This window comes from Pseudochrobactrum sp. XF203 (genome assembly GCF_020341615.1).
Classification (GTDB): domain Bacteria; phylum Pseudomonadota; class Alphaproteobacteria; order Rhizobiales; family Rhizobiaceae; genus Pseudochrobactrum; species Pseudochrobactrum saccharolyticum.
Window position 1 is genome coordinate 169,290 of sequence record NZ_CP084392.1, and the last position, 21,331, is coordinate 190,620.

Annotated in this window: 26 protein-coding genes; 14 read left to right on the forward strand and 12 right to left on the reverse strand. The window is 52.0% G+C overall.

Features of this window, described 5'->3' with window-relative positions; all coding sequences use genetic code 11:
- Positions 1-46: 46 nt before the first annotated feature.
- The 3 genes from LDL70_RS00680 to sppA all read right to left on the reverse strand — a co-directional run bounded on the left by LDL70_RS00680 (position 47) and on the right by sppA (position 2,061).
- Positions 47-373 (reverse strand): lipopolysaccharide assembly protein LapA domain-containing protein, encoded by a 327-nt coding sequence (locus tag LDL70_RS00680; RefSeq protein WP_022710697.1) that lies wholly within the window; start codon positions 371-373, stop codon positions 47-49.
- Between the two features lie 149 nt (positions 374-522).
- Complete coding sequence (locus LDL70_RS00685; protein WP_033315997.1) at positions 523-810, reverse strand: integration host factor subunit beta; 288 nt, start codon at positions 808-810, stop codon at positions 523-525.
- 273 nt (positions 811-1,083) lie between these two features.
- Complete coding sequence (gene sppA / locus LDL70_RS00690; RefSeq protein WP_225685984.1) at positions 1,084-2,061, reverse strand: signal peptide peptidase SppA; 978 nt, start codon at positions 2,059-2,061, stop codon at positions 1,084-1,086.
- 344 nt (positions 2,062-2,405) lie between these two features.
- Here sppA and lptC point away from each other — a divergent pair, with 344 nt between their 5' ends.
- The 5 genes from lptC (at position 2,406) to ptsN (ending at position 6,735) form a co-directional block, all read left to right on the forward strand.
- Complete coding sequence (gene lptC / locus LDL70_RS00695; protein WP_225688279.1) at positions 2,406-3,056, forward strand: LPS export ABC transporter periplasmic protein LptC; 651 nt, start codon at positions 2,406-2,408, stop codon at positions 3,054-3,056.
- A gap of 331 nt (positions 3,057-3,387) precedes the next feature.
- Positions 3,388-3,957, forward strand: a complete 570-nt coding sequence (locus LDL70_RS00700) for an LptA/OstA family protein (RefSeq protein ID WP_051139015.1) — start codon at positions 3,388-3,390, stop codon at positions 3,955-3,957.
- 172 nt (positions 3,958-4,129) lie between these two features.
- Positions 4,130-4,912 carry an LPS export ABC transporter ATP-binding protein gene (lptB, locus tag LDL70_RS00705; RefSeq protein WP_051139016.1) on the forward strand — a complete coding sequence of 261 codons (783 nt, stop codon included), beginning with the start codon at positions 4,130-4,132 and terminating at the stop codon, positions 4,910-4,912.
- A 282-nt stretch (positions 4,913-5,194) separates the two neighbouring features.
- Complete coding sequence (gene hpf, locus LDL70_RS00710) at positions 5,195-5,785, forward strand: ribosome hibernation-promoting factor, HPF/YfiA family (protein ID WP_022710703.1); 591 nt, start codon at positions 5,195-5,197, stop codon at positions 5,783-5,785.
- Between the two features lie 485 nt (positions 5,786-6,270).
- Positions 6,271-6,735: a PTS IIA-like nitrogen regulatory protein PtsN gene (gene ptsN, locus LDL70_RS00715; RefSeq protein WP_028233579.1), complete on the forward strand. Its 465-nt coding sequence runs from the start codon at positions 6,271-6,273 to the stop codon at positions 6,733-6,735.
- A gap of 164 nt (positions 6,736-6,899) precedes the next feature.
- Here ptsN and LDL70_RS00720 read toward each other — a convergent pair whose 3' ends face one another.
- Both LDL70_RS00720 and LDL70_RS00725 read right to left on the reverse strand, forming a co-directional pair.
- On the reverse strand, positions 6,900-7,151 hold the full coding sequence (locus LDL70_RS00720) for a DUF1150 family protein (protein ID WP_075654091.1): 252 nt from the start codon (positions 7,149-7,151) through the stop codon (positions 6,900-6,902).
- A gap of 144 nt (positions 7,152-7,295) precedes the next feature.
- A complete protein-coding gene (locus tag LDL70_RS00725) occupies positions 7,296-7,736 on the reverse strand; it encodes an Hsp20 family protein (protein ID WP_022710706.1) in 441 nt (146 codons plus the stop codon).
- A gap of 222 nt (positions 7,737-7,958) precedes the next feature.
- Between LDL70_RS00725 and LDL70_RS00730 the strand changes: the two genes are divergently transcribed.
- Complete coding sequence (locus LDL70_RS00730; protein ID WP_028233580.1) at positions 7,959-8,894, forward strand: nucleoside hydrolase; 936 nt, start codon at positions 7,959-7,961, stop codon at positions 8,892-8,894.
- Positions 8,895-8,940: 46 nt separating this feature from the next.
- Here the strand turns inward: LDL70_RS00730 and LDL70_RS00735 are convergent, their stop codons facing one another.
- Entirely contained in the window at positions 8,941-9,822 is an 882-nt protein-coding gene (locus tag LDL70_RS00735) for a ribokinase (protein ID WP_225685986.1), read from the reverse strand.
- Between the two features lie 27 nt (positions 9,823-9,849).
- Positions 9,850-10,368, reverse strand: a complete 519-nt coding sequence (locus LDL70_RS00740; protein WP_225685988.1) for a DUF2244 domain-containing protein — start codon at positions 10,366-10,368, stop codon at positions 9,850-9,852.
- 151 nt (positions 10,369-10,519) lie between these two features.
- On the opposite strand from LDL70_RS00740, the gene nth reads away from it, so the two are divergent.
- Entirely contained in the window at positions 10,520-11,245 is a 726-nt protein-coding gene (gene nth / locus LDL70_RS00745; protein ID WP_225688280.1) for an endonuclease III, read from the forward strand.
- Here the strand turns inward: nth and LDL70_RS00750 are convergent.
- Positions 11,242-11,880 (reverse strand): aspartate/glutamate racemase family protein, encoded by a 639-nt coding sequence (locus LDL70_RS00750; RefSeq protein ID WP_225685990.1) that lies wholly within the window; start codon positions 11,878-11,880, stop codon positions 11,242-11,244. The genes nth and LDL70_RS00750 overlap by 4 nt on opposite strands.
- Positions 11,881-11,891: 11 nt before the next feature.
- Entirely contained in the window at positions 11,892-12,611 is a 720-nt protein-coding gene (locus LDL70_RS00755; RefSeq protein ID WP_225685992.1) for a sulfate transporter family protein, read from the reverse strand.
- A 248-nt stretch (positions 12,612-12,859) separates the two neighbouring features.
- On the opposite strand from LDL70_RS00755, the gene LDL70_RS00760 reads away from it, so the two are divergent.
- Positions 12,860-13,882 (forward strand): adenosine kinase, encoded by a 1,023-nt coding sequence (locus tag LDL70_RS00760; RefSeq protein ID WP_022710714.1) that lies wholly within the window; start codon positions 12,860-12,862, stop codon positions 13,880-13,882.
- A gap of 42 nt (positions 13,883-13,924) precedes the next feature.
- On the opposite strand, the gene LDL70_RS00765 is transcribed toward LDL70_RS00760, so the two are convergent.
- The 3 genes from LDL70_RS00765 to hrcA all read right to left on the reverse strand — a co-directional run bounded on the left by LDL70_RS00765 (position 13,925) and on the right by hrcA (position 16,593).
- Positions 13,925-14,584, reverse strand: coding sequence for a trimeric intracellular cation channel family protein (locus tag LDL70_RS00765; protein WP_022710715.1), 660 nt, complete (start codon positions 14,582-14,584; stop codon positions 13,925-13,927).
- A 169-nt stretch (positions 14,585-14,753) separates the two neighbouring features.
- Positions 14,754-15,401, reverse strand: coding sequence for a nucleotide exchange factor GrpE (grpE, locus tag LDL70_RS00770; RefSeq protein WP_022710716.1), 648 nt, complete (start codon positions 15,399-15,401; stop codon positions 14,754-14,756).
- Positions 15,402-15,507: 106 nt separating this feature from the next.
- A complete protein-coding gene (gene hrcA / locus LDL70_RS00775) occupies positions 15,508-16,593 on the reverse strand; it encodes a heat-inducible transcriptional repressor HrcA (RefSeq protein ID WP_075654098.1) in 1,086 nt (361 codons plus the stop codon).
- A 213-nt stretch (positions 16,594-16,806) separates the two neighbouring features.
- Between hrcA and rph the strand changes: the two genes are divergently transcribed.
- From rph to LDL70_RS00805, 6 genes are all read left to right on the forward strand, one after another.
- Positions 16,807-17,523 carry a ribonuclease PH gene (rph, locus tag LDL70_RS00780; protein ID WP_022710718.1) on the forward strand — a complete coding sequence of 239 codons (717 nt, stop codon included), beginning with the start codon at positions 16,807-16,809 and terminating at the stop codon, positions 17,521-17,523.
- A gap of 161 nt (positions 17,524-17,684) precedes the next feature.
- The gene (locus LDL70_RS00785; RefSeq protein ID WP_225688282.1) at positions 17,685-18,095 is read left to right on the forward strand and encodes a VOC family protein; all 411 of its coding nucleotides are present in this window, start codon (positions 17,685-17,687) and stop codon (positions 18,093-18,095) included.
- A gap of 4 nt (positions 18,096-18,099) precedes the next feature.
- Positions 18,100-18,753, forward strand: a complete 654-nt coding sequence (rdgB, locus tag LDL70_RS00790) for an RdgB/HAM1 family non-canonical purine NTP pyrophosphatase (RefSeq protein ID WP_121992264.1) — start codon at positions 18,100-18,102, stop codon at positions 18,751-18,753.
- Entirely contained in the window at positions 18,753-19,961 is a 1,209-nt protein-coding gene (hemW, locus tag LDL70_RS00795) for a radical SAM family heme chaperone HemW (protein ID WP_221719205.1), read from the forward strand. Before rdgB ends, hemW begins: the two co-directional genes overlap by 1 nt.
- Positions 19,962-19,983: 22 nt before the next feature.
- A complete protein-coding gene (gene rsmI / locus LDL70_RS00800) occupies positions 19,984-20,889 on the forward strand; it encodes a 16S rRNA (cytidine(1402)-2'-O)-methyltransferase (protein ID WP_022710722.1) in 906 nt (301 codons plus the stop codon).
- Positions 20,889-21,263: a YraN family protein gene (locus LDL70_RS00805; protein WP_225685994.1), complete on the forward strand. Its 375-nt coding sequence runs from the start codon at positions 20,889-20,891 to the stop codon at positions 21,261-21,263. The genes rsmI and LDL70_RS00805 overlap by 1 nt, the downstream gene beginning before the upstream one ends.
- Positions 21,264-21,331: the final 68 nt, after the last annotated feature.

Sequence of the window (21,331 nt, forward strand, 5' to 3'; positions counted from 1 at the left end):
AAAAGCCTGATAATATATTGTGGTCTGTATGGATGCAGCGCCGAGATCAGGACAGGGAAGATGCGGATGGCAGGTTTTTGGCTTCCGCCTGTTTGGCGCGGGTCAGGAGTGCATCGGCTTCTGCTTTACGCTTGCGTGCCAGTTTGCGGTGTCGTCCTTGTGTGAACCAGATCAGCAGACCGCCGGTAACAATACCAACAAGAAAAGCCCCCAGCACCCAGAGAAATAATGGTGCTGTATAGGTCAGAGCAGGATTGCCGGGATTGAACGGATCAAGCGTCACACTGACTGCACTGCGATTGGCGACCGACAGTACAATTAAAATCACTGCGAGCGGCAAGGCAATGACAAGTGTCAGAAAACGGTTGGTCATGTTTAATATCCGTAATTCTCGGGCTGCACTGCATAAAATATAAGCGCTATCAGGCATAAATATGCCCGATAGCAGAAGTGCCTGATTTTATATCACCGCTCGCATGTTGCGCATAAAGACGCTTGTATATGCGCTGCAGCTATTATTGATTAATCGTGGCCGTTATTGAGGCGATCACGCAGTTCTTTGCCGGTTTTGAAGAACGGAACCCATTTTTCCTCAACATCGACCGATTCGCCCGTGCGCGGGTTGCGTCCGTTGCGGGCAGGGCGGTTTTTCACGGAAAAGGCGCCGAAGCCACGGAGCTCTACGCGGTTTCCTTCCGCCAGAGCTTCAGTAATTTCATCGAAAACTGCACCGACAATATTTTCCACGTCGCGCTGGAAAAGATGCGGATTGCGGCTGGCGATGATCTGCACGAGTTCAGATTTAATCACTGCGTTCGACCTCTCTGCAATATTAGCGCTTAATCCGGCCGTCTGAAACGGACCGCTGCGCTTCCGGTTTTGATATACTGCGCATCTGACCCGCACCTTTAATAAGGATCGGGGAATGCGCCCTAAAAGAATACTCTCAGAACCTGTATGCGGGCTGTCCCCGTCGGAACAGAGACAGCTTAGTATGAATAATATGCCTATGCTATTAATATTTCATAGCATAACTATCTGAAAATACGCATTATCTTTAATGTTAAACGCATTTTACGGGTATTATTGCGGTTTTTCTCCGTTGCTACCGTGCCAAACTGAAAGCATGCCGTCAAGGAAGATACGCTGACCGATCTGTTCATCAAATAGTGCACCGGCCTGATCGGACAAGCCCATGTTCCGCAACAATAATTTCATCGCAGCAGAGGAAAGCAGGTCATTATAGGATGAGCTTTCAGCTTTCCACTCGATAACCGGCAGCTCTTTGTCGATGCCTTTGGTCTCAAGCCATGCAACAGAGGTTTCCTCATCGCCGATCGCGTCAATCAGCTTATGCTGCAATGCCTGACGGCCGGTATAGACCGAACCATTGGTCAAAGCAGGGAGCTTGTCGGCTGTAATCATCGGACGGCGTTCTTTAACCAGACCGACAAACCAGTCATAAGTGTCTTTGACTGTGTTATCGATCATGGCCTTGGCTTCTTCGCTGGCCGGAGAGAAGAAATTCGGCTCGGCCTTCAGCGGGCTGGATTTGATGGTTTCAAATTTCACACCGACTTTATCCAGCAAGGCGCTGATATCGGGATATTGAAACAGCACGCCGATCGAGCCAATCATTGATGTCTTATGGGCGATCACATGATCTGAGGCGATGGCAATCATATAGCCTGCAGATGCTGCCAGTGTGCCGACCTGTGAGACGACCGGTTTCTTATCAGCGATTTTGCGCACAGCATCATAAATCACTTCGCCGCCGGTCGTGGTGCCGCCGGGAGAGCTGATATCCAGAATGACGCCTTTTACCATATTGCTCTCTGCGACATCTTTGAGACGTTTCAAAAGCTCTTCATTGTTATAAATGGTGCCGGTAATGGAAATTTTTGCAATGTGAGGCACATTGCGGGAAGACTTGCTGCCGTTGATGTAAAGCGCAGCGAAGAGTATCATTGCCGCAACAAGCAGCAAAGTGACAGCACGCCAGAAAGTCAGCTTACGGCGAATTCGACGACGTTCAAGCACTGCATCGGCAGTATAAGTCATGAGATATGTCCGTTCTTGGGCTTATATGATGTCTTTATATGTCGCATAAACAGAATGTATTTTGGAAGCGGGGATAATATCCGAGGAAGACCTGAACATGGTATTATCAGGTTTTTTAACCTCATATCATTGAAAAGTGATCTGAGTTAAACCTCCGGAACGCACAACTGCAGCAATGCAGCTTGTTTTGGACGCGGTATCATCCCATTTATACCACAATAAAAAGCGATTTGAGCGCACTATACAGAATAGTCGTGCATTTCACCGATAAATATTAATACCTTACGTGTAGGCAGCTGGCAAATTGCCGGTTTCAGGAGTTTTGGACTGTGTCAGACCATAAGATGGTTTTCGGAGCGTCACATAAAAGTACCGCTGTGTTTCACGCTGCGAAGAGACACAGCATGCGCGTGCGCGTTCTGAAAACCGCTTTGCCGGTTGTTGCTCTCGGCGTTGCTGCGGTTTTCTCATGGTACACATTTCTGGCTACGCCTCCTTCACCGGTGAAAGTTGAGCTTGATCCGTCTGAAAGCGGCAAGCTGGTGATGACCGGCCCGCAGCTTAAAGGTTACACCAAGGATAAGCGTCCGTTTTCGATGGTTGCCGAGCGCGCTGTGCAGGATGCCAAACAGAACGGCGTGGTCGCGCTGGAAGGAATCAAAGCGCAATTGCCTGTGGGTGATAAAGACAGCGCCGAGATTGATGCGGCATCCGGCGTCTATGACAGCAATAATGGTCATTTGCAGTTTGATAATGCGTTCACAGTGAAAACAACCGATGGCATGCAAGCCAAGCTGGGCTCTGCCAATGTGAATGTGTCGAGTGGCGAGATGTCGACCGATAAGCCGGTGGATATCCGCACAAAAAACGCACATATCCGCGCGAATAAAATGCTCATTAAGGAAAACGGCAAGGTGATGGTGTTTGATGATCAGGTTCAGCTGACCATTGAGCCTGTTAAGGAAACTGTCTCCGCAGCGAAAAAGGGCAGCTGATTGCAGCACCTGTGCTGCGCCTGTAAAGCAGTCTTTGTTTCGCCGTTGAACAGAGTGTGATAGTGATTTACACCAATAAGTAATACGCCTGTTATAGATGTGTTGGCAGACTGCGTATATTCCGGCCGGACTTATGGTCCGGCGGCAAGAATATATTCAGAAGTTTGTTGTTTTATTCTCAAACTTGCGATTTATAACAAGGGTGATTTTCGAGGGAATGAATATGATGCGGCAACAGGCAGGCAGCGAGCTGAAAACAGGCTCACAGAATACAGTTTCGGGCAAGTCTGCGCTGCGCCTGACAGGCGTGAAGCAGATCGCCGCCCTCTTCATGTCCGGTTTGCTGATTTTGCCTTTGAGCCTTTCAGGTGCTCAGGCACAGCAGGGTGTTCCCCTTGACGGATTGAAATTATCTGACAGCAAAGAACCTGTGTCGATTGATGCCGGTAAAATGGAAGTGCGCGACAAAGAGGGCATTATCATTCTCACCGGTAATGTTTCGGTCAAGCAGGGCGATATTCTCCTGCGTGCCGGTCGTATGCAGGTTCATACCGGCAAGACAAAAGACGGCGGCGATAAAGCCGGCGCTGATAAAGCCAAAGGCGGTATCGGTGGTCTGAGCGGCGCTGGTCTGGATGCCGGCGGCATTGAGAAGATTGAAGTGGACGGAAAAGTCTATCTGAAATCCGGTACACAGGTCGCAACCGGCGATGCTGGCACTTATGATGCCAAAGCGCAGACAATGGTACTGACCGGCCAGAAAGTTGTGCTGTCTGATGGTGATAATATTGCCACCGGTTGCAAGCTGACAGCCAATACCCAGACAGGTAAGGCCTATCTGGAAAGCTGTAAAGGACAGTCCGGCCGCGTTTCTATTATTCTGTCTCCTAAAGCCGAGTAAAAAATTGCAGATCAGAGCTGTTCTGGTCTTCAACTGAGCTGATAAATTTAATTTTGCTTGTGCTTTGAATGCAGGCACCGGCTTTAAGAACTGGTCTGGATTTCTATTGTCCTCTTTAAACGCCCAAACCGATCATGCTCCCGATAATGCCGCGGCCGATGCTGCGGGCAATTTGCAGGCGCAGTCTGCCGGTGCGGAAGGACAGCGTCCGCCTCAGGAATTGTCACGGCTTAAAGGAACGCTGGTTGCCAGAGGCATCAGCAAGAGCTATCGCGGCCGTCAGGTTGTGAATGGTGTGTCCTTTGGTGTGCGTGCCGGTGAGGCTGTCGGTATTCTGGGCCCAAACGGCGCCGGTAAAACCACTTGCTTTTATATGGTGACCGGTCTGGTGCCGGTCGACAGCGGTACGATTGAGATTGACGGTTTTGACGTAACATCTATGCCGATGTATCGCCGTTCACGGCTCGGCATCGGCTATCTGCCGCAGGAAGCGTCGATTTTCCGTGGTCTGTCGGTTGAAGATAATATCAAGGCCGTGCTGGAAGTGGTCGAAAAAGATCGCAAAAAGCGCGCCATTGAACTCGATGCGCTGCTGGAAGAATTCCATATCACGCATCTGCGCAAGGCGCAGGCGATTTCGCTGTCGGGTGGTGAACGCCGCCGTCTCGAAATTGCCCGTGCGCTGGCATCCCGCCCGAATTTTATGCTGCTGGATGAGCCTTTCGCCGGTGTGGATCCGATTGCGGTTGCGGATATTCAGCAGCTTGTGCGCCACCTCACCAGCCGCGGCATCGGTGTGCTGATTACCGACCACAATGTACGTGAAACACTTGGCCTGATTGACCGCGCTTATATTATTCATGCCGGACAGGTGCTGACCCATGGCCGTCCGAAAGAGATCGTCGCCAATCCCGACGTACGCAGATTGTATCTGGGCGATCAGTTTACTCTGTAAGTTCAGAATTTTACGCTAAGAGCTACAGGTCAGCGAATCCCGGGAGCAGTTTCTGCTCCCGAATTTATTTGAAATCGTTGATGATTTTGATGACGGGCGTTTATTTCGCCGGAATTTTCGACAGGCGCTTATATAGTGACTGATTGTGTCAATCAAAGAGCTGTCCGCATATTCTTTTGGCACATGCAAAGTTTATTTTATTTTATGTCAGTTCGCTTTGCGCAATGCCTTCGCTTGTGGTTAGATTGAGGTGTTCGAATATAGACAGCGAGGTACTGCCACATGAGTCTCCGCGTTTCGGGTAAACATATGGACATCGGTGATGCTTTCCGCATCAGAATTGAAGACCGTGTCCGTGATGCTGTTAGCAAATATTACGAAGGTGGCTTTTCCGGTACAATTACAGTCGTTAAATCAGGTTCCCGTTTTACTACGGATTGCACTTTGCATCTGGATACCGGAGCGACTCTGCAGTCTTCTGCAGAAGCGCAGGATCCGCAATTTTCTTTTGACGCAGCGGCTGAAAAGCTGGAGACAAGGATGCGCCGCTATATGCGTCGCCTCAAGTCCCGCTCTCTGGTTCAGTCAGCGCGCAACAATCATCAGAATATCGCCTATAGCGTGATGGAACCGGCTCCCGACGAAGATCATGATCTTCCTGAGGATTATGCGCCGACGATCGTCGCGGAATCATCCGTTTCCCTGCGCACGCTGAGTGTTGCATCTGCCGTTGTTGAGCTTGATCTGACAGAGCATCCTGTATTGGTCTTCCGCAATGCAGGAAGTGAAGAAGTCAACATTGTCTATCGTCGTCCGGATGGCAATATTGGCTGGATTGATCCGTCCAGAGTCGCACAGGCAGCCCGCATTTAAGGCTGAACTGACAAGCCCCGCTATTTGCGAATCCGCAGATAGCGGGGTTTTGCTTTTCCGGAACAGAATATTGAAGCGATGAGTGGGTTGCCTGTCCCGTTTCCGGATGCATTTGTATATCAACCAAAAAACTTGAAATTTTTCTCATATTTTAACTCACTGAAATAACATATAAAAAATCAAATAATGTTTTCTGCCCTGTTTTCTGCGTGGTTGCAGCTGTTATTCACGATATCTAGAGATAGGAATTTTTGTGTTACTGGTGTACCTTGAGCGGAATGCCGCGAAGCAGGCGTCAGTGAATGCGTGTTGTAATCTTTTTTTAATTTTTATTTATGATTGAAATCAATGCGTTACGGATTTGATGCGTGAAAAGTGTGAGTAGAATCGCGAATTTGACTTGAGTATCTGTTGAATGGGCAGTAGATCACTGCACCTCCCGGTTACGGAGATGATTACTCCGCATGAGAGAAGGAATGGAGAAAATGGATCTTAGCGATCTGATTCAGCCAGGGGCGATTATCCCTTCGCTGAAGGCAAGCTCCAAGAAGCAATTATTGCAGATCTTGGCTGAGAAGGCTGCTGAACTCACAGGTCTTTCTGAGCGAGAAGTTTTTGAAACTGTGACTCAGCGTGAGCGTTTGGGGTCTACCGGTGTTGGCAACGGCATCGCGATACCACATGGCAAACTGCCGAATATCAGTAAAATTACCGGTGTTTTTGCGCGTCTTGAGCAGCCGGTGGATTTTGAAGCACTGGATGACCAGCCGGTTGATCTGGTCTTTCTGTTGCTTGCACCGGAAAATGCCGGCGCCGATCATTTGAAGGCACTGTCCCGCATTGCGCGTTTACTGCGCGATCCGGATATGGTTGCCAAATTGCGCGGCACCGTTGATGCGCAGGCTCTGCATTCGTTTTTGATTGCACCGCCTGCATCCAATGCGGCCTGAAAAGCTGATAATTCTGCTGAGTAAGCAGGGTTGAGTGGAATTTAAAATGCCGTGTTTGCCCTGTGCAGCGCGGCATTTTTCATGAAGCGGGAATAAAAACAAAACCCGCCTGTGATACAGGCGGGTTGTAATGTGTTTAACCGGTTTCACTTTTCAGGATGCGCTTAATGCAGCATCACTGTGTGGAGTTCATGTTCCTGTGCTCCGGCCAATGCTGTGGCGCGCATATCGGAAAGCATGATCGGGGTTCCGCTGGCGCCGAAGAGAGCCCAGAGTTCCATGCCCGGCGCCATTGGTGGTAATGCAGGGAAGCGCCGTGACAAATCTTCGGAGCGAACTTTGCGCAAATAGGCGATTTCACCTTCGCCGAGATGGGCAAATTCGAATTCTGTAAAAATGTGTTTGTCAGCAGTCATTTTAGGCCTCCTGTCCTGGCAGCTCAAAATTGACGCTGCCTTTCGAGAGCATTTGCAGTTGCATTTATCAGCCGATAAAACTGCAACCACGGAGCTGATTATAACAATGAACCCTTTACAGTTCTTTTATAATCCTGAGAACGGTCACTCTTTCACGTTTATACTAATACGCTTGACGAGGCGTTCTGGTTCCGGTCTGTCGAGATCAATCGACAATAATCCGTTTTTTAGTTCCGCGTTGACCACGCGCATACCGTCTGCCAGCACAAAAACACGCTGAAACTGACGTGCAGCAATGCCGCGATGCAGATATTCCCGCTCAGATTCATCAGTCTGCCGTCCGCGGATAACCAGCTGGTTATCTTCAGTCGTAACTTCCAGATCGTCATCAGAAAAACCGGCAACAGCAAGCGTGATGCGCAATTTCTCAGGAACCGGTTGTTCCTGATCCTGCGCAGAACTGCGCAGTCTTTCGATATTATATGGCGGATAGCCGTCACCGGATTTAGCAATCCGTTCCAGCGTTTTTTCCATCGTATCGAAACCCAGCAGCAGCGGGCTGGAGAAAGGTGTAAGTCTGGTCATTGTTCAGTCCTTAAGAGCGACCGTTTGGGGAAAACCCGTAGCGGCGTTTTCCTGCTCTTTATATGGCTTGAGAAAAGCTCCACTTCAAGAGCAACAGCTGATATGTGCGTTATCGTTCAAGATTCGTGCTGAAAATAATTTCACTGCAATTATAGTGCGCCTGAAAGCTCATGAGTTCACATGACGCCATGCGCAGATTTTTTGATGAAAGGGATGGCTTTGATGGCCCGCAAAATTATTATCGACACAGATCCGGGGCAGGATGATGCATTGGCAATCCTGCTGGCTCTGGCAAGTCCGGAGCTGGATGTGCTGGGTATTGTTGCTGTGGCCGGTAATGTGCCTTTGCCGCTGACGCAGCATAATTCTCTGAAAATTGCCGAACTGGCAGGCAAGCCGCAGACAAAGGTTTTTGCAGGCGCGTCCAAGCCGCTGGTTCGCCCGCTGGTTACTGCAGAAGAAGTCCATGGCCGCACCGGTCTTGATGGTCCTGATCTGCCAGAGCCGGTGATGAAACTGCACAAGCAACATGGTGTGGATTTCATCATTGAAACTTTGCTGCATGAAGCTGCGGGCACAGTCACGCTTTGCGTTCTCGGACCTTTGACCAATATTGCGCTGGCGCTGAATAAGGCTCCTGAAATTGCCTCGCGCATTCAGGAAATCGTGCTGATGGGCGGCGGTTTCTTTGAAGGCGGCAATATTACGCCGACCGCCGAGTTCAACTTCTATGTGGATCCGGAAGCGGCGAAAGTCGTTTATGCCTCCGGTGTGCCGATTGTGATGATGCCGCTGGATGTAACCCATAAGGCGCTGACAACTGCAAAACGTATTGAGGCTTTCCGCTCCCTTGGTAACAAGGTGGGGGATGCCTGCGTGGCGATGCTGGAGTTTTTCGAACGCTTTGATGAGGAAAAATACGGTACAGACGGCGGACCGCTGCATGATCCGAATGTGATTGCCTATCTGCTGAAGCCGGAACTCTATTCAGGCCGCCATTGCAATGTTGAGATCGAAACCGCGTCCGAGCTTTGCCTCGGTATGTCGGTAATCGACTGGTGGGGTGTTACCAAACGCCCGAAAAATGCAATCGTGATGCGTGATGTTGACCACGAAGGTTTCTTCACATTGCTGACCGAGCGTATTGCAACGCTTTAAATATAGAGACGATAAAAAAGGCCGGAGATTTCTCCGGCCTTTTCTTTTACTGGACTTCTGCCGCGTAAGGAATGGAAGGCTGAGCACCGGCTTTCAGGCAGGCGAGCGATGCTGCCTTTGCTGCGCGCTGGCAGGCATCACGCAAAGACTGGCCGCTGTCGAGACCGGCCGCGAGATAGCCGCAGAATGTGTCACCGGCACCAACCGTATCAACGGGTTTAATCTTCAGGGCAGGCAGGCTGTAATGCTCATCCGGTGTTGCCACCATAATGCCCTGCGCACCCAGCGTTACGATAATGGTACGGCCATAATGTTCGGCAAAGTCGATCATTCTGGCCTGACGGTCATCGCCGGACAATTCAAGCTGAACACTGGCCAGATCAAATTCCGTTTCATTGGCAATAATAATATCGGCGCGCGGCAACAGGCTTGCGGCATCATCACGCCAGGGCGCGGTATTGAGAATGCAGGTTGTGTCGCTGGTTTCCGATGCAGCGATGGCTTTCTCCAGTGTCGGCAGCGGAATTTCCATTTGCAGAAGCAGATAACCGCCATCCAGATCAGCGGTGTTTACATCGTCTTGCGTAACCAGACCATTGGCACCCGGAATGACGATAATGGTATTTTCGCCGCTGTCTTCAACAGTGATGAGCGCGATACCGGTGGCATCGCCGCGTGTGGCGACACGGGTCAGATCCACGCCGTCGGCACGCAGCAATGCAACGGCCTGCGAAGCGAAGGAATCATCACCAACAGCACCGACCATACGCACGGATGCACCGGCGCGTGCGGCAGCAAGTGCCTGATTGGCACCTTTGCCGCCGGCGGCTGTTGAGAAGTTTCTGCCTGTGAGGGTTTCACCGGGCTCCGGCAGTTTCGGACTGCGGGCGATGAGGTCAAAATTAATCGAGCCGATAATCGTAATCATAAAACATCCGGTATTTAAACCCGATCGTCAGCGGCGGCTGCGTGTCAGGGCGTTGGAAAAAGCACTTGCAAAGCTCTCGCGGTCATCGGGTGGCAAAAATCTGCCAATATCCAAAGTTCTGCCGTCACTTTGCAGCTGCATCTGGATAATGCCGATATCATCTTTACGGGTAATGTGAAACCGTGTGCGGAAAGGATTAAACTGATATGCGCGGATACGTCCTGAAGCGGAGACTTGCCTGATGAGTAACTGTTCGCGTGAAACCGTAATTTCTTCCCGTTGTCTGGCGGCATAATAATTAAGCCGGAACGCCAGATAGATCAGGGCAATGTCCAGTCCGAACAATCCGACCACCGGCCCGACTACTGGCAATGCGCCGATCTGCATGAAAACCATGCCGATACAAGCCCAGAGCAGCAGCAGGCTTAAAATCATGATCTGAAAACCGCGCGCACTTAAAGAACGGTAGGGAAGCAGGGTCGCTTTGAAAAACTGTGCGCCATAGGCGTCCGGATCAGCACCGTCCGGATGGTAGGGTGCATTCATGGCAATAACTCTCGGGGCCGCATATCGTTGGTAAAAGCTCGACAGCACAAAATACTAGAGCAAGTTTTGTGCCCCGAAAAAGAGCACGGCACTCCAGCCTGCGGCAAGCTTGCAGATAGGCTTCTTGCTTATAGCTTACTATATAAATGCCATGCAGAACAACCAGACCCAGATTCCCGCAAAATCTCAGCGTCGTGTCAGCGGCACGCTTTACACACCGGCAGAAATCCATGAGATTTTCCGGCGGTTTTCCGTACAGCGTCCGGAGCCTAAAGGTGAGCTTGAGCACGTCAACACTTTCACGCTGCTGGTGGCGGTGATGCTGTCGGCGCAGGCAACCGATGCGGGTGTGAATAAAGCAACGCGGGCTTTGTTTGCCATTGCTGACACACCGCAAAAAATGGTCGATCTGGGTGAAGAGGTTGTCGGCGATTATATCCGCACCATCGGCCTGTGGCGCAATAAGGCGAAGAACGCAATTTTACTGTCTCAGGCGCTGGTTGATAATTTCGGCGGTGAAGTGCCGGGTGACCGTGATGCGCTGGTGACTTTGCCGGGAGTGGGGCGCAAAACAGCCAATGTGGTGTTGAATATGGCTTTCGGCCAACCGACAATGGCGGTGGATACGCATATTCTGCGTATTGGCAACCGGATTGGCCTTGCGCCTTACAAAACACCGGATGAGATCGAAGCCAAGCTGGTGAAGATCATTCCGGCAGAATTTATGATGCATGCCCATCACTGGCTGATCCTGCATGGCCGCTATGTCTGCAAGGCCCGCACGCCGGATTGCGTCAATTGCGTGATCGCCGATATTTGCAAATCGGCGCAGAAAACCAATACGATTCCGGCACCCTTGCTACGGATCGCAGATTAAGTGCGGTGCAGAAGCTGGCGCAGGGCGGCAGTTGGTGCATCAAGCACGTATTTCTCGTTACGAATGAGGGCGGCGGCATTTGCCATAGAGGTCTGCGCCAGAACTACGAGCTGGCTACCTGTATCATGTGCGGCGTTCGCAGCATCTGCAATTGCTATTTCATAGGCTTTGATCTCACCGGCACGGAATAAATCCCATGCGCCGTCAATCAGCCTGATATCCGGTGCGACCTGCGCATTGGCAAAGACCTGACGGAATAATTCTGTCGTCGGCTCCAGTGTTGTCGGAGCTGTACACAGAACACTCACAGATAAACCGCTCTCCAGAGCCTGCTCTGCCAGTGCACGGTCTGTGCGCAGAACCGGCTTGGCAAAACCGGTGCGGGCATTGTCAGCGATTGCACCAAGGGTTGAACAAGTCACAAGAATTGCATCGGCTTCGGTCATCAGGCTTTGGATGATATGCAGCGTTGCCGTTTCAATGGCCGGCGTAATGCCTCCCTGCTTTTCTGCCGCTTCCAGCAACTCACTGTGAACCGCATGGCTGATATCTCCGGCATCAAGCTGCAAGGCTGAGGCAGCTTTCCCGAAAATTTCAATATTGCTGGCGGCCGTATGCAGGCAGGCAATGTGCATGGTTCTCTCAATTAATGGCGGTTGATGACTAGTGGTTTCTTACCGCTCAGGGCTTTATGCAGGTGCACCATCATGGCAGCGGCGAAAAGCGGTGTCAGCAAATTGATGAGCGGTATCGCCATAAATCCGGCAATCACCAGACCACCGAGAAAAACTGTAATCCGATTTTCTTCACGGAAGGCTTTGGCACCATCCTCGCCGCGATAGCGCATAGCTGCAAATTCAAAAAACTCACGTCCGAGAAGATAGCCGTTAACGATGAAAAAGGCGATCAGATTAACGCCCGGTATCAGCAGCATCAGCAATGCGAATAAGTTGCCGAGAATGACCACAACCAGAAATTTGAGCGAATAGACGAGGGAACGGCCAACCGGCATCGGTGTGCCGGCCGGTTCATTGCTGTAATCTTCGCGCTCGATAATCTCTGCCACATCATCAAGAAACATACCTGCAATCAATGCAGTAACCGGCGCAATCAGAAAGGCGAGCAGCAGCGCCAGCACAAAACCGGCGGCGATCGCGGCAAACAGGCCGAGCCAGCTTGTCCAGTCCGGCATGGCAGGCAGCATATTTTCAAACCACGGCCATGCCAGCCAGAAAAAGAACTGCCGTGCCAGTGCCCATAATGCGATCAGCGCCAGCAGGGTCAGGCCGAGCGATTTCCACAGAACTGAGCGGAACTCCGGTGAGGGCAGGCGGTAGAGGGCATTAAGTGCGGCGGTGAGGATCATCGGGGCTCCGTCTTTTTTGTCTGGTGCGCATCTTATCCGAAAACCGCTTTACACTTTTCGGGATGCGCTCTTTTTTCCGATAGATAGGGAGCCTGTACAGGGGCAACAAGATGAGTTTTACAGATCACCCGCTGTATTGATGAAAATGAAAACGCTTTTCTGCACTGGCAAAAAACACATTCCATAGATAGAACTGGTGCCGCAATGGATGCGAGGGTTGAGTTCCGGTCATCCGCCGCGAAGTTTTTATGGGAGTAAAAGCCATTTCTGCCGCCAAATATGACGTGTTATGCATCGGGAATGCAATTGTTGATATTATTTCCCGCACCGAAGATGATTTTCTGGTCAATAACGGCATTATCAAAGGTGCTATGAATTTGATCGACAGCGAAAGAGCCGAGCTGCTTTACAGCCGCAAAGGCCCTGCGATTGAAGCGTCGGGCGGCAGCGCAGGCAATACTGCGGCAGGTGTGGCCAGTCTGGGCGGTCGCTCTGCCTATTTTGGCAAAGTGGCGATGGATCAGCTCGGCACGATTTTTACACATGATATTCGTAGTCAGGGTGTGGCGTTTGATACGGCACCATTGCAGGAAGGCGTACCAACCGCCCGTTCCATGATTTTTGTGACGCCCGATGGCGAGCGTTCCATGAATACCTATCTCGGCGCCTGCGTGGAGCTTGGTATTGAAGATATTGAAAGCTCTAAAGTCAGCACATCCAAGCTGGTCTATTTTGAAGGCTATTTGTGGGATCCGCCACGTGCCAAAGAAGCAATTTTGCTGGCGGCGAAAATCGCCCATGAGCATGGCCGTGAAGTGGCTATGACCTTGTCCGATCCGTTCTGTGTGGATCGTTACCGTGATGAGTTTCTGGATCTGATGCGCTCCGGTACTGTCGATATTGTTTTCGCCAATGAGGCGGAGGTTAAATCGCTCTATCAAACTTCATCTTTTGAGAGTGCGCTCGAAGCCTTGCGTGCCGATTGCAAGCTGGCTGCAGTGACCCGTTCGGAGCAAGGCTCGATCATTCTGCGGGGTGATGAAACCGTGGAAGTGCAGGCGATTGAAATTGACGCGCTGGTCGATACAACCGGTGCAGGCGATCTTTATGCCGCCGGTTTTCTCTATGGCTATACCAACGACTATCAGCTGAAAGAATGCGGTGCGTTCGGCTCATTGGCTGCCGGTATTGTTATCCAGCAAATCGGCCCGCGCCCGCAGAATAATCTGAAAGATATTGCTGCGCAGGCGGGTCTTATCAAAGCCAGCTAAAGACATAAAACGAAACGGGGAGGGAAATATTACTTCCCGTTTTTATTCGTCGCGCACAATACCGTCGCGTTTGAGTTCTTCTTCTGTGCGCCCGCGTCGCGCTTTGTGTGCAGGCAGTACCCAGCCGTAATATAAAGCGCCGCCACGGATCAGAAAAGCGATGCCGGTACCGGCCAGCACAGAGAATGTGATCGGCGCATTGAGTGCACTCAGCGCCACGAACGTACAGGCACCGGCAAGAGCTGCGGAAATATAGATTTCACGGCGCATCAATACAGATGGCTGCCCTGCCACGACATCGCGCAAGACGCCGCCCATTGTTGCGGTGAAAATACCGGCAACGATGGCAACCCATGCATTGAAACCGAGATGCAATGCTTTTTCTGCGCCCATCACGCTGAACATCGCCATACCAATCGCATCAAGCCAGAGCAAAATACGATAACGCGATTCAACACGGTGTGCGGTGAAATAGACCAGAACAGCAGCACTGGTGCCGATCAGCAGATAGAGCGGTTCGCGCACCCAGTTGACCGGTGTATTACCGAGCATCAGATCACGCAGAGCACCACCGCCGACGGCGGTCATATTGGCAAGAAAGATGAAGCCGATAATATCAAGACGGCAGCGCGAGGCAGCCAGCGCTCCGGTTGCGGCAAAGACAAAGACACCGGCATAGTCGATAAAATCGATAAATGTCATGTCTTGTCCTCCCTTATCTAAGCAAATCGCACCGGATTGCTTATGCCTGTGTAGCGCAATTTTATGAAAATTCAGCCCAATAAAAAGCGGACGCAAGGAAAGCCCTGCGTCCGTTTTGTCTTTACACTGAGCGACTGAGACTGATGTTAAGCCGCAATGTCAGAATATTTTATTCTTTAGGACCGCCGCGTGATACGCCGACCATGGCCGGACGCAGAACGCGGTCGCCGATGGCATAGCCGGTCTGCATGACCTGAACGACTGTATTATTCGGCACTTCAGCATTCGGTACTTCAAAGATTGCCTGATGGAAATTCGGGTCGAATTTCTGACCTTCCGGCGACAGCTGGGTTACGCCATGACGTTCCAGCGCATTGATCATTGCGCGTTCAGTCATTTCCACGCCTTCAGCCAGTGCTTTCAGGCCTGTGTCTTCAGCAAGCGCATCTGTCGGAATAGCATCCAGCGCACGACGCAGATTGTCGGAAACCGAAAGCATGTCGCGTGCAAAATTGGTTACCGCATAGGCTTTCGCATCCTGCATCTCACGGGCAGTGCGTTTACGCAGATTTTCCATATCCGCAGCCAGACGCAGCATCTGGTCTTTCAGCGCATTATTTTCCACCTGCAATTCGGCAAGCGGGTTGATGGCATCTTCAGCGGCAGCATCATCTTCTGCAGCTTCAGCCACTGCTTCATCCTTGCGCGCTTTCAGAAAATCATCAGCGGCACGCTTCAGAGCATCGCGGTCACGCGGATTATTCAGGTCGCGCTGGCCAAGATCTGGGGTTTCGCCGTTTTTCTTTTCGTCAGCCATTATTCTCTTCCGTCTTGAATCATATTGTCTGGGATATCGATGTTTGTGTACTGAAAATCAAGGCCATCGCTCTGTGGCGCGGCAAATTAACAGGGTGAAACCGGTTTTAACCCCGTAACAGGCGGGAAACCAGCGAGGCCGTATAGTCTACCATTGGCACGATACGGGCATAATTGAGCCTTGTCGGGCCGATCACGCCAAGCGCGCCGATGACCCGTTGTTCGGAGTCGCGATAGGGCGCAACCACCAGTGAGGAGCCGGACAGGGAGAAGAGTTTATTCTCCGAGCCGATGAAAATCCGTACACCGGAACCGGCTTCCGCCAGATCCAGCAGCTGGATCATGCCTTCTTTGGTTTCCAGATCGTCAAACAGCAGGCGCAACCGTTCCAGATCATCCTGCGCGGAGATATTTTCCAGAAGATTGGAACGTCCGCGCACAATCAAACGGGTTTGCTGGTCACCGGATGCACCGCTCCACACTGCCAGCCCCTGTTCCACCAGATGCTGGGAGAGGCTGTCGAGCGCCTGACGGGTTTCCTCCTGCAAAGTTGCAATCTGATTGCGGGCTTCGGCAAGGGTTTTACCGTGGATATGGGCGTTCAGAAAATTCGAGGCTTCGATCAGCTGCGAAGAGGTAACACCTGCAGGCAGATCAAGCACACGGTTTTCCACGTCCCCGCTTTGCGTGACCATCACCGCCAAAGCACGGGTCGGGTCAAGCCGTACAAATTCAATATGCTTCAGTGCGCCTTCGGCCTTAGTCGCCAGTACCAGACCGGCACCGCGTGACAGGCCGGAGAGGATTTGGCTGGCTTCGGTCAGCACATGCTCGACAGAGTTATTTTGACCGGCGGCACGTACCTGATGTTCAATACTGCTGCGTTCATCGGCGGGAAGGTCGCTGACCTCCATAAAGGCATCGACAAAGAAGCGCAGACCCAGTTGGGTCGGCATCCGGCCTGCGGAAATATGTGGTGAATAGACCAGTCCCAGATGTTCCAGATCACTCATCACATTACGGATGGTTGCCGGAGACAAAGACAAAGGCAGCAGACGTGACAAATTACGCGAACCGACCGGCTCGCCGTCATTCAGATAGCTTTCAACAATGCGCTGGAAAATATCGCGTGACCGCTGATCCAGCACCTGTAAAGGGGCATGCAGAGTGTCAGCACGATCCGGTCTTATCATAGGTTCATTGGCTCCGTTTATGAGCAATATATAGGCTATTGTGCAGCGCGGGCAAAGGGCGGGAGATGCCCTTTGCATGTTTCCCCTTCGATTTTCCTTTAAATTTGGCGACTACAGGCTTAGAAGCAGGATAACTGCCTTTCAAAGGTGTCATCAGATTACAGTCAGGCTGCCGCTCATTGGCGATGCAGTCTTGTTTTAAAAGGAAAATCCATGCGTCCATCCAAACGCACTCCGGACGAAATGCGTGCAATCTCTTTTGAACGCGGTATTTCCAAACATGCAGAAGGCTCCTGCCTTGTGAAATTCGGCGATACCCATGTGCTTTGCACCGCAAGTCTTGAAGAAAAAGTTCCGGGCTGGATGCGCAACAGCGGTAAAGGCTGGGTCACAGCAGAATATGGCATGCTGCCACGCTCAACCGGCGATCGTATGCGTCGTGAAGCCGCCAGCGGTAAGCAGGGTGGCCGCACACAGGAAATTCAGCGTTTGATCGGCCGTTCCTTGCGTGCCGTTGTCGATATGCAGGCACTGGGCGAATATCAGATCACCGTTGACTGCGATGTTATTCAGGCTGATGGCGGCACCCGTACTGCGGCCATTACCGGCGGCTGGGTTGCACTGCATGATTGCCTGCGCTGGATGGAAGCCCGCCAGATGGTCAAGGTCGACAAGGTTCTCAAGGACCATGTTGCTGCAATTTCCTGCGGTATTTACGAAGGCGTGCCGGTGATTGATCTGGATTATCCGGAAGATTCATCCGCGCAGACCGATGCGAATTTCGTGATGACCGGTCGCGGTGGTATTGTTGAAGTGCAGGGCACAGCCGAAGGTGAACCATTCTCGGATGAGGAGTTTGCGGCGCTGATGGTACTGGCACGTAACGGCATCAAACGTCTGGTTGACCTGCAGAAAATGGCTGTTTCTTAATTCGGAAACAGGCGGCTCTGAATGCATTCTGAATTATCCAATAATTTAATTGGATAATTCACCCGATCGTGAGCGGAGAATGTTCCGGAACCTGTTATAACGGGCCGGAGCATTTCCGTAACAATGATGATGGTGGGAAATTCATAATGCAGAACGAGCAGCTGAAACCGAAACAGATCCTTGAAACCGCGCTTTATGTGCGCGATATCGAAGAGGCTGTGCAGTTCTACCGCGACATTCTGGGGCTGGAACTGGCATTGCCCTATAATCATCGCAATGCATTTTTTCGCTGCGGCGAGGGCGTATTGTTGATTTTCGACGCCAGAGAGACGGTAAAGCCGGCACCGGAAGGGGCGCTGCCTGTCCCGAGTCATGGTACGACCGGTGCAGGCCATATGTGTTTTGCAGCCAGCCGCGAGGAAATCGCAGGCTGGAAGCAACATCTGGAAAAACATGGTATCGAGGTTGAGCGCGAATTTGACTGGCCGAATGGCGCGCGCTCACTTTACATCCGCGATCCTTCCGGCAATTCACTGGAATTCGCTGAACCCAAATTATGGAATAATGGATAAACTGATGAGAGAGCTGAACAAAGGCAAACTGGTTGTTGCAAGTCACAATGCGGGTAAGCTCAAAGAGTTTGCCGATCTGATCGGGCCATTTGGTTTTGATACGCAGTCTGCCGGTCAGCTTGGTCTGCCGGAACCGGATGAAACCGGCACGACTTTTGAACAAAATGCTTATATCAAAGCTTTTGCTGCGGCTGAAGCAACCGGTCTGCCAGCTCTCTCTGATGATTCCGGCATGATGGTTGATGCGCTGGGCGGTGAGCCTGGCGTCTACACTGCCAATTGGGCGGAACTGCCGGATGGCAGCCGTGATTTCAACATGGCGATGGGCAAAGTCATCGATAAGCTTGCAGCCGCAGGTGCGATGCAGCCGGAACAGCGCAAGGGTCGTTTCGTTTCCGTGATCTGCCTGTGCTGGCCGGATGGTCACGCGGAATATTACCGCGGTGAAGTGGAAGGCCAGATTGTAACGCCACGCGGCAATGACGGTTTCGGCTTTGACCCGCTGTTCCTGCCGGATGGTTATGACAAGACATTCGGTGAAATGACTGCAACGGAAAAACACGGCTGGAAGCCGGGTGATGCGCATGCCTTGTCGCATCGTGCACGCGCATTCAAATTGTTTGCCGAAGCAAAATTTGCTTTGGCGGATGTTAAATAATGCAGTCTCTGTCCGCTGCCGGTGCCAATATCGCGACCCCGCTGCCCATCTTGCAGGCCGACGGGGATCATGCTTTCGGCATTTATCTGCATTGGCCATTCTGCATGGCCAAATGTCCTTATTGCGATTTCAACTCGCATGTGCGGCATCAGCCGGTGGATCAGCCACGTTTTGCGCAGAGCTTTCTGCGTGAAATGGCGACTTTGCGCGAGCGGACAGGACCACGCACGGTTACCAGTATTTTCTTGGGCGGCGGCACACCCTCGCTGATGCAGCCGCAAACCGTCGGCGCGTTGCTGGATGGAATCGCCAAATACTGGTCCGTTGCTGACAATATTGAAGTGTCGCTGGAAGCTAATCCGACCAGTGTAGAGGCCGACCGTTTTCGCGGCTACCGCGCAGCGGGTGTCAATCGTGTATCGCTCGGTGTGCAGGCACTGAATGACCGTGATCTCAAGCGTCTCGGACGATTGCATTCTGTTGCCGAGGCGAAAGTGGCGATCGGTCTGGCGCGTGAGATTTTCCCGCGTTTGTCGTTCGATCTGATCTATGCCCGCCCTGACCAGACGATTGCCGACTGGAATGCGGAATTGCGCGAGGCGGTAGCCCTCGCAGCCGATCATTTGTCGCTCTATCAGCTGACAATTGAAGAAGGCACACAGTTCTATAATCTCTGGAAGGCCGGCAAACTGACCACGCCGGAGCCGGATCATGCCGCAGCGCTTTATGAAGAGACGCAGCGCGTGACAGCAGAGCTTGGTCTGCCTGCCTATGAGATTTCCAATCATGCGGTTGCAGGGCGTGAGTCCCAGCATAATCTGGTCTATTGGCGCTATGGCGAATATGTCGGCGTTGGCCCCGGTGCGCATGGGCGTTTCCGTGAGAATGGCACACGCACGGTGACCATTACCGAAAAACATCCTGAAACATGGGTGGATAAGGTCGAAGCCTCCGGTCACGGTATTATTGAAGAAGAATATCTGACGGCGGAACAGGAAGGCGATGAATTCCTGATGATGGGACTGCGCCTGAAAGAAGGTGTTGATCTCAACCGCTATCAGAAGCTGACCGGCCATGGCCTGAACCCGCAGCGGCTGGAACAGTTACTGGAGCAAAAATTGCTGGAACTGCGCGATGAGCGTTTTTTGCGGGCAACGCCGGATGGTGCTTTGCTGCTCAATACGCTGGTTGCAGAACTGACTGCATAAGCCTTTAAAATAAGGATAGAACGTGGAAGACAATCTACAGGAAACGCGCGGCTATGTGGTGGGGGAAAAGAACTTCCGTGCCCGCCCGATTGAGCCTGCGCTCTATATTGTCGCCACGCCAATCGGTAATCTCGGTGATATAACTTTGCGGGCGCTGGAAGTGCTGGCATCGTGCGATGTACTGGCCTGCGAGGATACGCGCGTTACCCGTGTTTTGCTCAACCGTTTTGCAATTGCCCGCCGCCCGATGGCCTATCACGAGCATAATGCTGCTGAAGCCGGGCCAAAAATTCTGGAAGCACTGGCGGCCGGTAAAAGCGTGGCACTGGTTTCCGATGCCGGTACGCCGCTGGTTTCCGATCCGGGCTATCGTCTGGTCGAAGAAGCCCGCAATGCCGGTTATAAAGTGGTGCCGGTGCCCGGTGCCTCGGCGGTGATGGCGGCTTTGATGGCCTCCGGCCTGCCGACCGACAGTTTCATGTTTTGCGGTTTCCTGCCACCGAAGCAGGGGCAGCGCCGCAACAAGCTGGAGACCTATAAGACCATTGATACGACGCTGATTTTCTTTGAATCGCCTAACCGTGCCTCGGATACATTGCAGGATATGGCGGCAGTCTTTGGTGCGGATCGCCCTGCCGCTTTGTGCCGTGAGCTGACCAAAGCCTATGAGACTTTCTCAACCTCGACTTTGGGTGCGCTGTGCGAACAATATGACGGTGAAGACCGTATTCGCGGTGAGGTGGTTTTGCTGGTCGGTGCGCCGTTGCAAAATTCCGTGCCAGTGACCGAGCAGGATATTGATGCTCTGTTGCTCTCGCTTGCACAGGAGCTTTCACCATCCAAAGCAGCCGGTGAAGCTTCCCGTATGACCGGTAAACAAAAAGGCGAACTCTATCAGCGCCTGATGATATTGAAGGCTCAAAAATAATGAGTACGTCTCGTGAGAAAAAGCAGCAGGCATTTTCTCGCGGAATACGGGCGGAACGACTGGCCGCTTTTGCTCTGATGCTTAAAGGTTTTCGTATTGTCGAGCGGCGCTATAAAACCCGCTTTGGCGAGATTGATCTGATCGCCAGACGCGGCAGTCTGGTGCTGATTGTTGAAGTGAAGGCGCGTGCCTCCGTTGAAGCGGCGATGGAAGCTGTCAGTACTATGAACCTGTACCGGATTGAGTCCACAGCCGATCATTGGCTTGCCCGTCAGCCGGATCATGACAGGCTTTCTCTGCGCTTTGATCTTATCGCGGTGCTGCCGCGCCGCTGGCCGGTGCATATTCCGGCGGCTGTCAGTTTCCGGAACTAAATTTCACGAAATTTGCAAAACTCGCAAAAGCGATGCGGCGCAGCGCTCAAGCGCACAAGCCTGTTGCT